Source organism: Kineococcus gurbantunggutensis (genome assembly GCF_050871925.1).
Classification (GTDB): domain Bacteria; phylum Actinomycetota; class Actinomycetes; order Actinomycetales; family Kineococcaceae; genus Kineococcus.
This window is the reverse complement of record NZ_JBJLSG010000033.1, coordinates 1-13,493: the sequence shown is the minus strand read 5'-3', so window position 1 is coordinate 13,493 and position 13,493 is coordinate 1. Positions and strand designations below refer to the sequence as shown.

Annotated in this window: 8 protein-coding genes, 1 tRNA gene and 1 pseudogene; 3 read left to right on the top strand and 7 right to left on the bottom strand. The window is 75.9% G+C overall.

Features of this window, described 5'->3' with window-relative positions; genetic code table 11:
* Positions 1-110: 110 nt before the first annotated feature.
* From ACRYR7_RS08720 to ACRYR7_RS08710, 3 genes are all read right to left on the bottom strand, one after another.
* Positions 111-1,952 carry a SelB domain-containing protein gene (locus ACRYR7_RS08720; protein ID WP_432571686.1) on the bottom strand — a complete coding sequence of 614 codons (1,842 nt, stop codon included), beginning with the start codon at positions 1,950-1,952 and terminating at the stop codon, positions 111-113.
* 1 nt (position 1,953) lies between these two features.
* A complete protein-coding gene (selA, locus tag ACRYR7_RS08715; protein WP_432571685.1) occupies positions 1,954-3,294 on the bottom strand; it encodes an L-seryl-tRNA(Sec) selenium transferase in 1,341 nt (446 codons plus the stop codon).
* Between the two features lie 81 nt (positions 3,295-3,375).
* Positions 3,376-3,471, bottom strand: a tRNA-Sec gene (locus ACRYR7_RS08710).
* A gap of 49 nt (positions 3,472-3,520) precedes the next feature.
* Between ACRYR7_RS08710 and selD the strand changes: the two genes are divergently transcribed.
* A complete protein-coding gene (gene selD, locus ACRYR7_RS08705) occupies positions 3,521-4,528 on the top strand; it encodes a selenide, water dikinase SelD (protein WP_432571684.1) in 1,008 nt (335 codons plus the stop codon).
* A 13-nt stretch (positions 4,529-4,541) separates the two neighbouring features.
* Here selD and ACRYR7_RS08700 read toward each other — a convergent pair whose 3' ends face one another.
* The 4 genes and pseudogenes from ACRYR7_RS08700 to fdh all read right to left on the bottom strand — a co-directional run.
* Positions 4,542-5,441 (bottom strand): formate/nitrite transporter family protein, encoded by a 900-nt coding sequence (locus ACRYR7_RS08700; protein WP_432571683.1) that lies wholly within the window; start codon positions 5,439-5,441, stop codon positions 4,542-4,544.
* A gap of 16 nt (positions 5,442-5,457) precedes the next feature.
* A complete protein-coding gene (gene nrfD, locus ACRYR7_RS08695; RefSeq protein ID WP_432571682.1) occupies positions 5,458-6,651 on the bottom strand; it encodes an NrfD/PsrC family molybdoenzyme membrane anchor subunit in 1,194 nt (397 codons plus the stop codon).
* Positions 6,648-7,802, bottom strand: coding sequence for a 4Fe-4S dicluster domain-containing protein (locus ACRYR7_RS08690; RefSeq protein WP_432571681.1), 1,155 nt, complete (start codon positions 7,800-7,802; stop codon positions 6,648-6,650). The genes nrfD and ACRYR7_RS08690 overlap by 4 nt, the downstream gene beginning before the upstream one ends.
* 194 nt (positions 7,803-7,996) lie before the next feature.
* Positions 7,997-11,257: pseudogene (gene fdh / locus ACRYR7_RS08685) on the bottom strand (formate dehydrogenase); the annotation flags it as partial.
* A 92-nt stretch (positions 11,258-11,349) separates the two neighbouring features.
* Between fdh and ACRYR7_RS08680 the strand changes: the two are divergent.
* Together ACRYR7_RS08680 and ACRYR7_RS08675 are read left to right on the top strand one after the other, a co-directional pair.
* Positions 11,350-12,195, top strand: a complete 846-nt coding sequence (locus tag ACRYR7_RS08680; RefSeq protein ID WP_432571680.1) for an aldo/keto reductase — start codon at positions 11,350-11,352, stop codon at positions 12,193-12,195.
* Between the two features lie 109 nt (positions 12,196-12,304).
* The gene (locus ACRYR7_RS08675; protein WP_432571679.1) at positions 12,305-13,408 is read left to right on the top strand and encodes a permease; all 1,104 of its coding nucleotides are present in this window, start codon (positions 12,305-12,307) and stop codon (positions 13,406-13,408) included.
* The last annotated feature ends 85 nt before the right edge of the window (positions 13,409-13,493 follow it).

Below are 13,493 nucleotides of genomic sequence, written 5' to 3'. Positions count from 1 at the left end.
GCGGGCGCCCCCGGGGCGGGACGCGGCCCCAGTCTGGGCCGCGGCCACGCTGAGCGGTCGGATCAGCACTGCGCGTCACCCGCGCGGCGGCGGCGCACCCCCCGGACGGCTCACCGCCGCGGCGGCGGGCTCCCCGGGCCCCCCGCTGCGCCGGTGCCGGCGAGCACGCGGCGGCGGTCGTCGGTGTCGCGGGCGGTCAGCCGCGCGGCGTCCAGCGCCTGCAGCAGCGGCAGCGCCACCCGCCGGGAGGTCCCCAGCGCCCGGCGCGCCTCGCTGGCGGTGAACGGCTGCGGCAGCCGCGCCAGCTCCACCGCGGCGCGGCGCAGCGCCCCCGGGGCGAGCACCACGCCCTCGGCGACGCGCTCCAGGCGCCCGGCGCGCACGGCGGCGGCGAGCTCGGCGCGCCCCAGGCCCAGCTCGCGCAGGCGCTCGGCGTCGGGGGCGGCGAACGGCTGCGCCGAGACGTCGGCCAGGACGGCCTCGACGGCGCGCGCCACGCGCGCGGGGAGCTGCTCGGTGGCCGCGCCGGCCACGACGCGGCCCTCGGCCACCCGCAGGGCCGCGCGCGCGGCGGCCCGGGCGACGACGACCTGCACGAGGGAGCGCTCGGGCAGCCCGAGGGCGCGGCGGGCCTCCTCCAGCGGCACGCCCGGGTGCAGGGGGTCGGCGGCGTCGTGCGCGGCGACGAGGGCGGCGAGCCGCTCGCCGAGCTGCTCCGGCAGCCCGGGGGCAGTGTGCCAGTCCCCCGCCACCGGCACCGAGCGCACCGGCACGCCCATGGCCCGCAGCTGCGCGCCGCGCACGACGCGGCGGCGTCGCAGCTCGGAGGCCTCGTCGGGCTCGCCGTGCAGGTCGCGCAGGTCCGCCAGGCGGGCGGCGGCCGCCCCGCGCCGGCGCAGCGCGGGCGGGCGCACGTCGAGCACGACGCCGGCGCCGAGGACGAGGTGGCGGGCGGGGTCGCGCAGCAGCAGGCGGTCGCCGAGCACCAGCGGCAGCGGCGCGTCCAGGCGCAGCCGCACCAGCAGGTCGTCGCCGTCGGCGCCCAGCGGGCGCGGGCGGGCGGGCACGGCGGCGGAACCGGCGTGCACGACGAGCTGCGCGGGCAGCTCGCCGGGCCGCCGCGCGGCGCCGGGGCAGCGCACGTCCACCACGTCGGTGCGCACGGACCACCCCGGGGTGAGCAGGGCGTCGCCGCGGGCGACCTCGCCGCGCTCGACGCCGCGCAGGTTCACCGCCACGCGCGCCACCGCGCCCACCTCGGTGCGCTCGCGCTCCAGGCTCTGCAGGCCGCGCACCCGCACCCGGCGCGCGCCGGCGGCGGTGGCCAGCTCCAGCTCGTCGCCGGTGCGCAGCGCGCCGGCGCCCAGGGTGCCGGTGACGACGGTGCCGGCGCCGCGGATCGTGAACGCGCGGTCCACCCACAGCCGCACCGGCGCGGCGGCGTCGGGGGCGGGCACCGCGGCGAGCACGCCGGCCAGGGCGCGGCGCACCTCGTCCAGGCCGGCGCCGGTCACGGTGCTGCACACCGCGGCGGGCACCTCGCCCAGGGAGGTGGCGGCGACCTCGGCGCGCGCGGCGGCCAGCGCGGGCGCGGGGTCGGCCAGGTCGGCGCGGGTGACGACGAGCAGCCCGTGCCGCACGCCGAGGGCGTCCAGGGCGGCGAGGTGCTCGGCGGACTGCGGCATCCAGCCGCCGTCGGCGGCCACGACGAGCAGCGCCACCGGCACGGGCCCGACGCCGGCGAGCATCGTGGGCACGAAGGAGGCGTGCCCGGGCACGTCGACGAACGCGACCGTGCCGGCCCCGGGGACCTGCGCCCACGCGAAGCCCAGGTCGATGGTCAGCCCGCGGCGCTTCTCCTCGGCGAGCCGGTCGGGGTCGGTGCCGGTCAGGGCCCGCACCAGGCTGGACTTGCCGTGGTCGACGTGCCCGGCGGTGGCGACGACGTGCACGTCAGGCCCCCGTCCCGGTCGCGGCGGGCGCGCCGACGCCGAGCGCGCCTACGCCGCCGCGGGCGCGCAGCACCGCGGCGGCGACCTCCGCGTCGTGCGCGGGCGGCACGCAGCGCAGGTCCAGCAGCAGCCGGCCGCGCTCGACGCGGCCCACGACGGGAGGCTCGCCCAGGCGCAGCGGCACGGCCAGCGCCTCGTCGAGGGCGACCGCCACGGAGGCCAGCTCCACGCCGGGCGCGCCGCCGCCGCCGACGACGGCCGCGGCCTCGACGACGCCGGCGTCCACCCCGGCCGCGCGCAGCGAGCCGGCCAGCGCGCCGCAGCGCTCGCGCAGGGCGGCCGGGTCGGCGTGCAGGGCGTCGCGGGTGGGGGTGCTGCCGCTGCGCAGGGTGGCCTCCAGCGCGGCCAGGGTGAGCTTGTCCACGCGCAGCGCGCGCGCCAGCGGGTGCCGGCGCAGCCGCTCGACGAGGTCGGCGCGCCCGAGCAGCAGCCCGGCCTGCGGGCCGCCGAGCAGCTTGTCGCCGCTGGCGGTGACGAGGTCGGCGCCGGCGGCCAGGGCGGTGGCGGCGTCGGGCTCGCCGGGCAGCAGCGGCTCGGGGCGCAGCAGCCCGGAGCCGGTGTCGACGACGACGGGCACCCCCAGCCCGGTCAGCCCGGCGGGCTCGACGCCGGCGGTGAAGCCGGTGACGACGAAGTTGGAGGGGTGGACCTTGAGGACCATGCCGGTGTCCGGGCCGACCGCGGCGGCGTAGTCGGCGCGGGTGGTGCGGTTGGTGGTGCCGACCTCGCGCAGCCGCGCGCCGGTGGAGACCAGCAGGTCGGGCAGGCGGAACCCGTCGCCGATCTCGACCATCTCGCCGCGGCTGACGACGACCTCGCGGCCGGCGGCCAGGGCGGTGGCGGCCAGCACGAGGGCGGCGGCGCCGTTGTTGACGACGTGCACGTCGCCCGCCTCGGGCACGGCCCCGGCCAGGGCGGCCAGGGCGCCGCGGCCGCGGCGGGCGCGCCGGCCGGTGGCCAGGTCCATCTCCACGTCGGTGGCGCCGGCGGCGGTGACCACGGCGTCGACGGCGGCCGGGGCGAGCTGGGCGCGCCCGAGGTTGGTGTGCAGGACGGTGCCGGTGGCGTTGAGCACGCGGCGCACGGTGGAGGGGGCGGGCAGGGCGGCGAGCACGGCGGGCACGACGTCGCCGGGGGCGACCTCGCCGGCGCGCACCCGGCCCTGCACCTCGCGCACGACCGCCTTGACGGCGTCGCGCCCGCGGGCGGCGACGGCCCCGGCGAGCTCGGGGGCGGTGAGGACGGCGTCGGTGCGGGGCACGGCGCGGCGCGGGTCGGGCACGGTGGCCGAACCTACCCCCGCCCCCCGGCGCCCGCCCGCGGCCGGGTGCGCGCGGCCGGGTGCCCGCACGGGTGCGCGCGCTGGCGGAGGCGGATGGGAATCGAACCCACCTGACCGAGGTGCTCGGTCACGTCGGTGTTGAAGACCGCGGGGGCCACCAGGCACCCGTACGCCTCCCCGTCAGCGCGCGGGGCACAGCCTGCCACACGCCGCGCCCTGGCCTACGGTGAGCGCCGTGACGGTCATCGAGGGCAACCAGGGCGTGCGCCTGACGCAGTACGCCCACGGCGGCGGCTGCGCCTGCAAGATCCCCCCGGGGGAGCTGGAGGAGATGGTGGCGGGGCTGACCCCGCCGGCCTCCGGCGACCTGGTGGTGGGCGTGGGCGACGACGCGGCGGTGGTGCGCCTGCGCGGTGGCACCGCCGTCATCGCGACGGCGGACTTCTTCACCCCCGTCGTCGACGACGCCTACGCGTTCGGGCGCATCGCGGCGACGAACGCCCTCTCGGACGTGTACGCGATGGGCGGCACGCCGCTGGTGGCGGTGAACCTGCTGGGCTGGCCGCGCGGGGTGCTGCCGGTGGAGCTGGCGCGCGAGGTGCTGCGCGGCGGCGCGGACGCCGCGGCCGCGGCGGGCTGCCACCTCGGCGGCGGGCACAGCATCGACGACCCGGAGCCGAAGTACGGCATGGCGGTGACCGGCACCGGCGACCCCGAGCGGCTGCTGCGCGGCGACGCGGCGGTGGCGGGGGTGCCGATCACGCTGACCAAGCCGCTGGGGCTGGGGGTGCTCAACAACCGGCACAAGCAGACCGGGGAGTTCTTCGAGGAGGCGGTGGCGGTGATGACGACGCTGAACGCCGACGCCTCCGCGGCCGCCCTGGCGTCCGGGGCGCGCTGCGCCACGGACGTGACCGGTTTCGGCCTGCTGGGGCACCTGCACGAGGTGGCGCGCGCCAGCGGGGTGACGGCGGTGGTGGACGCCGCGGCCGTGCCGTACGTGGCGGGTGCGCGCGAGTCGCTGGCCGCGGGGTTCGTGCCCGGCGGCAGCCGCCGCAACCTGGACTGGGTGCGCCCGCACCTGGACGCCGGGGCCGCCGGCGAGGACGAGCTGGTGCTGCTGGCGGACGCGCAGACCTCCGGCGGGCTGCTGGTGGCCGGGGAGGTGCCCGGGTACCCGGTGGTCGGCGAGTTCGTGCCCGCCCGGGGCGGCACCACCCTCGTGGTGCGCTGAGGGTCCCGCGGGGTCAGCGCGGGCGGTGCGCCTCGCCGGCCGCGCGGGGGGCGCCGGTGGTGCCGGAGGCGTCGGAGCCGGCCGCCGGCGCGGCCTGGGCGGGCGGGGCGCCGCGCAGGTACAGGTACCAGTAGGCGACGCCCACGAACAGCGTGCCGCCGACGACGTTGCCCAGGCCGGCGAACAGCCAGTTGCCGAGGATGTCGCCCCAGCCGATGCCGGGGGTGCCCACCCAGTACGCCGCGGGCAGGAAGAACATGTTCGCCACGACGTGGTCGAAGCCCAGGGCGACGAACGCGGTGATGGGGAAGAAGATCGCCAGGATCTTCCCGGCGATGTCCTCGGCGGCGATGGACATCCACACGCCCAGGCACACCAGCCAGTTGCAGCCGATGGCGCGCAGGAAGATCGAGCCGTTGGACTCGGTGAGGGCCTTGCCGGTGGCGATGCCGGAGAGCCGCTCGAAGGAGGCGGCGGCCGCGCTGCCCTCGGGCGAGCCGGGGCCGCCGATGATCCCGGTGTGCGCGGCGAAGACGTAGGCCACGAACAGCGAGCCGATCAGGTTGGCGACGAGGACCACGCCCCAGTTCAGCCCCAGGCGCCCGAGGGTGGCGCGCTGCTTGAGCAGGGCCATGGGCACCAGCGCCATGTTGCCGGTGAGCAGCTCCGCCCCGGCCACCAGCACCAGGACCAGCCCCATGCTGAACACCGCGCCGGTGAGCAGGGTGGTCACCCCGCCCCAGATCGCCGGGTCGAGCCCGGCGGTCACGTCCACGGCCAGCAGGCCGGCGAAGGCGATGTACGCGCCGGCGAGGAAACCGCCGACGAGCATCTTGCCCACGGGGAGGTGGGCCTTCTTCTCCCCCGCCACGACGGCGGCGGCGGCGATCTGGTCGGGCGTCTTGTACGCCACGGTCCCTCCCGGTGCTCTACGCGCGGCCCGCCGGGGCGCGCTCGTCCTCGGCGGTGTGGTCGCCCTGGCCGTGGGCGCCGCGCTGGCGCAGCCGTTCCCGCTGCGGGACGACGACGTACTTGGGGTCCTTGGTCGAGGCGACCCCGGCCTCGAAGACGGCCATGCGGGTCAGGAACGAGCCGGTGAGCAGGCTCGCGCCGGCCAGCGCGGACAGCGCGCGCGAGCGGCGGCCCAGGAGCGCGCCGACGGCGCCGGCGGCGGTGAGCGCGCGCGCCGCCGTCAGGAACCGCCCCGGCCGGCCGAGGTGGAACGGCTCGCTGACGACCCCGTGCCCGGACTCCATGCGGTGGGCGGCCGCCAGCTCCACGGTGGCACCGATCACGGCCGCCCGGGCCGCGGCGCCGTTCTGCGCCACGGGGGCGAGCACCAGGCCGGCGCCGGCCCCCGCGGCGAGCGCGCTGCCGCCGAAGACGAACGGCAGCTCGCGGTAGGGCTCGTGCCAGCTGGGCACGGCGGTGTCCGCGAAGAGGACGGCGGTGTAGGTGGCCAGCAGCGGCGCGGTCAGCGCCGCCCCGGCCCCGGCCGCCGACCCCAGCGGCCGGGTCAGGCGGCGCGCCAGGCCCAGCAGGCCGTGGCGGGGCAGCAGCGGTCCGATCTCGGAGACGGCGGCGGCACCGCACAGCGGACCGAAGGCGGACAGGATCCACGTGCCCACCGACATCGGCGAGGTCGGCTTGGCGATGCGGAGCATGTTGTAGAACCGCTCGGGCCGGCCGAGGTCGATGATGAGGAAGTAGGCGCTGGCGCCGACGGCGCCCAGGGACGTCACGCGCAGCGCCCGCCGGGCGGCGACGTCGCCGTGCAGGTCGGCCACCGCGGCGAGCATGGAGGAGCCGGCCGCCAGGCCGCCGGTGAACAGGTAGTAGGCGATGTCGTGCGTCCACACCGGCGGCTTGAGCACGGCGCGGCCGTAGTAGGAGCGGAACTCCGCGTCGGGCACGACGGCGTTGGCGTCGCCGCGGCGCTTGCGGCCCTTGCGCTCCCCGCGCGAGCCCATGCCGGCGTCCCACATGCGCGCGGCCTGCCCGCCGACGGGGTCGGTGCCGCTGACGTGCTCGGACCCGGGCTGGCCCGGCTGGTGCGGGGTGCGCTGGGAGGGGCGGGGGTCCTCCTGGCGGAAGCCCTTCAGCTGGGGGGGCTCGGAGCTCATCGCCGGCCCACCGCCGCCGCGAGCGCGCCGAGCACCATGAACCCGGCGGCGGCGGCCATGTGCCTGTACATCGAGGGCAGGTCGCGGGTGGTGACCACCGGGTCCGGCGGCAGGCCGTACACCTCGGGCTCGTCGAGCAGCAGGAAGAACGCGCCGTCGCCGCCGACCCCGTCGTCGGGGTCGTGCCCGTACAGGCGGGCCTCGGTGACCCCGACGTCGTGCAGCTGCTGGCGGCGCCGCTCGGCGCGCTCGCGCAGCTCGTCGAGGTCGCCGAACTGGATCGACTCCGTCGGGCACGCCTTGGCGCACGCCGGGGTCTGGTCCTCGCCGAGGCGGTCGTAGCACAGCGTGCACTTCCAGGCCCGGCCGTCCTCCTCGCGCTTGTCGATGACGCCGTAGGGGCAGGCGGAGACGCAGTACCCGCAGCCGTTGCAGATGTCCTCCTGCACGACGACGGTGCCGAACTCGGTGCGGAACAGCGATCCGGTGGGGCACACGTCCAGGCATGCGGCGTGCGTGCAGTGCTTGCAGACGTTGGACATCATCAGCCAGCGCACGTCCTGCCGGCCCTGCCGGTCGGGCACCGCGGCCGGTGCGAGCATCCCCGGCATCCCGAGGAACTGCCCCGACCGCTCCTCCGTGCCCGCCGTGGCCGCCGGGGCGGCGCCGCTGCCGCAGCCCCCGCCGCCGCTGCCGCAACCGCAGCCGCCGGACTGCGCCGCGGCGACGTCCGCCAGGGGCTGCCCGCCGGGGACGCCGGTGCCCAGCCGCGACGCCTCGTCGAAGACGTCGACCCCCGCGGCGATCACGTCCTGCTGCAGCGCTTCGGAGGACGCACCGGTCGCGGCGGCGGCGAACGGGGAGGACTGGTTGCCGATCGGGCGCGACTGCTCGATGAACGCGACGGCGCGCCAGGAGTCGGCCCCCAGGCCGCCGGTGTTGTCGTAGGACATGCCGAGCAGGTCGATGCCGTCCTCCGGCACCATGTTCCACTCCTTGCACGCCACCTCGCAGGCCTTGCAGCCGATGCAGACGGAGGTGTCGGTGAAGAAGCCCTTGCGCGGCGGGGGGTCCACGTACCCGGCGTCGCGCGCCGGGTCGTCGAGCCTGCCGTAGAGGCTGGTGGAGCCGATCTTCAGGCCCTGGGCCATCAGTCCCCCTCGAGGGTCGTGTCGGGGTGCCCGTCGAGGACGACCGGTTCGACACCGTGCTGCTGCGGCTGTCCCGGGCGGGAGCGGACGTCGTGGCGCACGCTGAGGACCTTGTCCATGTCCTCGGCCCGGTGCCCGGTGCCGGTGGGCGTGGAACCCGCCATCGCCTGCTCGGTGCGGGTCTTGCCCTGCGGGTCGATCATCTCCGAGGTCACCGCGACGGCGCCGGAGGACATCGTCACCGCACCGCGCACGCGGTAGGAGTCGATGAGCTCGAGCACGTCCCGGCCGCGCGGGCGGCGCCCGGCGCGCACGTCGCAGGTGCCGGCCTTGAACTCCTGGATGTGGACGTTGGGGTCCAGCGTCAGGTGCGCGAGGTCGTTGACCACGTCGCCGGTCGTCAGACCGCCCTGGCCCCAGTGGTACGGCAGCCAGACCTGGTGCACGACGTCGTCCTGGACGCGCAGCGGCGCCAGCCGGTCGGTGACCATGACGCGCGCCTCCACCACGGCGCGGGCCGTGATGACGTGCGCCCAGCCCATGTGCTCCAGACCGCGCTGCGCCGCCAGCTCCGGGGAGACCTCCATGAACAGCGCCGGCTGCAGCTCCGCGAGGTAGGGCAGGTAGCGGCTCATGCCCCCGGCCGTGTGGTGCTCGGTCATCCGCGAGGTGAACCACACGAAGGGGAACACCTCGCTGCCGCGCTCGGGCGGGCTGGGGTGCACCTGGTTGAGGTGGTTGGTGTAGATCTCCCGGGCCGGGTTCGCCTGCTGGGTGTAGACGGTGTTGCGGAACGGCGACTCGGCCGGCTCGTAGTGCGCCGGCAGCGGGCCGTCCACGACGCCCTTGGGCGCGTACAGCCACCCCTTGCCGTCGGACTGCATGATGAACGGGTCGTCGCCGGCGATGGCCTCCACGCCGGTCGCGCCCCGCGGGGGGCGGTACGACGGCGGCTTGGTCAGCTCGAAGTCGGGCACGTCGTCACCGGTCCAGCGCCCGGCGTCCTCGTCCCACCACACCAGCGCCTTGCGCTCGCTCCACGGCTTGCCGTCCGGGTCGGCCGAGGCGCGGTTGTAGAGCATCCGCCGGTTCATCGGCCAGGCCCAGCCCCACTCGGGGGCGTGCAGCGACTGCTCGCGCCCGGGCTTGCGGCGCGCGGCCTGGTTGACGCCCTCGGCGTAGACGCCCGAGTAGATCCAGCAGCCGCTGGAGGTGGAGCCGTCGGCCTTCAGCGCGGTGTAGCCGGGCAGCAGCTCACCGGTCGAGGTGTCGTAGCCGTTGATCTCCTTGAGCACGTCCTCGGAGCTGGGCTCCTGCTCCTCGCCGTGCACCGGGTAGTCCCAGGCGACCTTCTGCAGCAGGGCGTCGCGCGGGTCGGTGGAGCCGGCCAGCTTCTCGCGCATGCGGCGACCCAGGTGGTAGAAGAACCACAGCTCGCTGGTGGCGTCGCCCGGCGGGTTGACCGCCTTCTCGCGCCACTGCAGCAGCCGCTGGGTCTGCGTGAAGGTGCCCTCCTTCTCCACGTGGGAGGCGGCGGGCATGAAGAACACCTCGGTGCGGCACTCCTCCGGGACGATCTCGCCCGTCTCGACCTCGGGGGCGTCCTTCCAGAACGTCGCGCTCTCGATCATCACGAGGTCGCGCACGACCAGCCAGTCCAGGTTGGCCATGCCCAGGCGCTGGGCGCGGCCGTTGGCCGAGCCGACCGCCGGGTTCTGCCCCAGGAGGAAGTACCCGAAGATCTTGCCGCCCTCGATCATGTCCATGACCTGGCCGTAGGTGCCGTGGTCACCGTTGATGCGGGGCAGGGAGTCGAACAGGTAGTCGTTCTCGGCCGTGGCCTCGTCCCCGAAGTAGGCCTTGAGCAGGCTCACCGTGTAGGCATCCGCGTTGGCCCAGAACCCCTTCTGGTTCGTGCCCTTGATCGAGTCGACGTAGGTCTTCAGGTCGGGGTGCCGCTCGGCGTGCGGCATCTGCAGGTAGCCCGGCAGCAGGTTGTACAGGGTCGGGATGTCCGTGGAGCCCTGGATCGAGGCGTGCCCGCGCAGCGCCATGACGCCGCCGCCGGGACGGCCCATGTTGCCCAGCAGCAGCTGCAGGATCGCGCCGGTGCGGATGTACTGCACGCCCGTGCCGCGCTGGGTCCAGCCGACGCTGTAGACGAGCGCACCGGTCTTCTCCCGGCCCGAGTTGGTGATCCACGCCTCGGCGACCTCCTCGAAGACGTCCTGCGGCACGCCGCAGACCTCCTCGACCATCTCCGGGGTGTAGCGGGCGAAGTGGCGCTTGAGGACCTGGAACACGCAGCGGGGGTCCTGCAGCGTCTCGTCGCGCTGGATCTTCTCGTGGTCCACGGACGCGCCGCCCGAGCCCAGTGCGTGCCCGGACTCGCTGTCGCGCGACTCGGCGGTCTCCTCCTCCTCGTCGCCGTGCTCCTCGGAGCCGGCGTACTGCCACGAGGACGTGTCGTAGGAGCGCGTCTCGGAGTCGAAGCCGGAGAACAGGCCGTCGAGGTCCTCGGTGTCCCGGAAGTCCTCGCTGATGATCCACGAGGCGTTCGTGTAGGCGAGCACGTACTCGCGGAAGTCGCGCTCCTGCGTCAGGACGCGGTTGATGATCGCCCCGAGGAACACGATGTCGGTGCCGGTGCGGATCGGGACGTAGGTGTCCGCGAGCGCGCTGGTCCGCGTGAACCGGGGGTCGATGTGGATGACCTTGGCCCCGCGCGCCTTGGCCTCCATCACCCACTGGAACCCGACCGGGTGGCACTCGGCCATGTTCGAGCCCTGGATGATGATCACATCGGCGTTGCTCAGGTCCTGCAGGTCACCGGTGGCCCCACCGCGACCGAACGAGGCACCCAGACCGGGCACCGTGGCGGAGTGTCAAATGCGCGCCTGGTTCTCCACCTGGATCGCGCCCATGGCGGTGAACAGCTTCTTGATGAGGTAGTTCTCCTCGTTGTCCAGCGTGGCGCCACCCAGGCTGGCGATCCCCATCGTGCGGTTGAGCTTGTTGCCGTTCTCGTCGGCGTCCTGCCAACCTCGGCGGCGCGCGTCGATCACCCGGTCGGTGATCATCTCCATCGCCGTCTCGAGGTCCAGGTCGGTCCACTCGGTGGCGTACGGGGCGCGGTACTTGATGCCCGTCTGCCGCGAGTCGCCGTTGACGAGCTGCTCGCTGGCCGAGCCCTTGGGGCACAGCCGGCCGCGCGAGTGCGGGCTGTCGGGGTCCCCCTCGATCTGCACGACGCGCTCGTCCTTGACGTACACGCGCTGGCCGCAGCCCACGGCGCAGTACGGGCACACGGACTTGGCGACCCGGTCGGCGGTGGCCGTGCGGGGCGTCAGGGACCTGGACCGCTTGGACTGGGTCGCGGCACCGCGCCCCAGCGGGTCGTCGCCCGTCAGCTGCCGGTAGACCGGCCACCCTTCGATGAAGGTCTTGAGACCCATGGCGGGGACCTTACGGCAGGTTCCGGTGGCGGGCACGCCCAGCCCGCGACAGCGTGTCCGGCGACAGCAGACACGACGGAGGAGGCAGCCCCGTGGCAGTGCCCACGATCACGCTCAACGACGGCCGCGAGATCCCCCAGCTGGGCTTCGGCGTCTTCCAGATCGACCCCGCCGACACCGCGCGCGCCGTGCGGACCGCGCTGGAGGTCGGCTACCGGCACATCGACACCGCCGAGATGTACGGCAACGAGAAGGAGGTCGGCCAGGGCGTGCGCGACGCCGGCCTGGACCGCGCCGACGTCTGGATCACCAGCAAGCTCAACAACGGCTTCCACGAGCCCGACGCCGCCCGCCGGGCGATCGACGGCTCCCTGGCCGCGCTGGACACCGACTACCTGGACCTCTTCCTCATCCACTGGCCGCTGCCGACCCTGTACGGCGGCGACTACGTCTCCACCTGGAAGGTGCTGGAGGAGGCCCACGCCGACGGCCGGCTGAGGTCCATCGGCGTGTCGAACTTCCAGCCCGCCCACCTGCAGCGCCTGCAGGACGAGGCCACGGTGGTGCCGGCGGTGAACCAGATCGAGGTGCACCCCTACTTCACCAACGAGGAGGCCCGCGCGGCCAGCGCCCAGCGGCAGATCGCCGTGGAGGCGTGGTCGCCCATCGCCCAGGGCGCCGTGCTGGACGACCCGGTGCTCACCGGGATCGCGCAGCGGCTGGGCAGGAGCCCCGCCCAGGTGACGCTGCGCTGGCACGTCGAGCGCGGCGACATCGTCTTCCCCAAGTCCTCCACCCCCTCGCGGATGGAGGAGAACTTCGCCCTGTTCGACTTCGAGCTCACCGGCGAGGACGTCGCCGCGATCTCGGCGCTCGACAAGGGCGAGGAGGGCCGCACCGGCCCGAACCCGGACACCTTCGACTACGTGCCCGACTGATCCACCCTCGCCCCGGGACGGCCGCCGCGCTAGGTTGCGGGCGCCGTCCCGGGGCGTCCAGCAGCGCGCGCCCGCGGTGACACCCAGGACCCCGCGACGAGGAGCCCCCGTGCCCCCCACCGACCCGCCGGGCGCTGCCCCCGCGGTCCCCGTGCCCACCCGCGGTCCCGGGCGCGCCGCCGTCGCCGGCGTCGCGCTCTTCGTGCTGGTGGCCGCCGGCCTGCTGCTGTGGTCGAAGTGGCTGCCCTACGCCGGCCGCGTCGGCGAGCTGCGCAGCAGCCACGCGTGGTCGGGCGCCTCCGTGGTGGCCTCCGCGGGCATCGAGCCGGGCTCGGGCCCCAGCGCGGCCGCCGGGTGGGCCTTCACCCGCGTGTACTTCGCCGCGGTGTGGAAGGCGCTGCTCGCCGGCGTCGTCATCGCCGCGGCCGTGCGCACGCTGGTGCCGCGGCGCTGGCTGCTGGGCCTGCTGCAGCGCCGTCGCAGCTCCTCCAGCGCGGTGGTCGGCGGGCTGCTGTCCACGCCGTCGATGATGTGCACCTGCTGCACCGCGCCGGTCGCCTCCGCCCTGCGCCGCAGCGGCGCCCCCACCGCCGGGGTCGTGGCCTACTGGCTGGGCAACCCGCTGCTGAACCCGGCGGTGCTGGTCTTCCTGCTCCTGGTGGCCCCCTGGCAGTGGGCGGCGGTGCGCCTGCTGGTGGGCGTCCTCGTCGTGGTGGCCGGCAGCGTCCTGGTGGCCCGCCTGGCCGGTGAGCGCGTCGAGGCCGACGCCGCGCGGGTGGCGACGGCCGCCGCGGACGACCCGGGCCCGCGCGGGTTCCCCGCGGCGCTGGCGCGCACGGCCCTGCTGATCGTGCCCGAGTACCTCGTCGTCGTCTTCGCGGTGGGCACCTTCAGCGGCTGGCTGTTCCCGCTGGGCGAGTCCGCCCGCTCCTGGGGGGTGCTGGCGGTGCTCGTGGCGGTGGTGCTGGGCACGCTGCTGGTGGTGCCCACCGCCGGGGAGGTGCCGCTGGCGCAGGGCCTGGCCACCGCCGGCTTCGGCGGCGCCGTGGTCGGCGCCCTGCTCGTGGTGCTGCCGGCCGTCAGCCTGCCCTCGGCCGTGATGACCGCGCGGGCGCTGCGGGTGCGCGTGGTGCTGTGGACGCTGGCGGTGGTCGCCGCCGGGGGCGTGCTCGGCGCGGTGCTGCTGCCGCTGCTGACCGGCGCGAGCTCCTGAGCGGGTCCCGGGGGGGGGGGGGGGGGGGGGGGGGGGGGGGGGGGGGGGGGGGGCGGGGGGGGGGGCGGGGGCCCGGGGCGCGCCG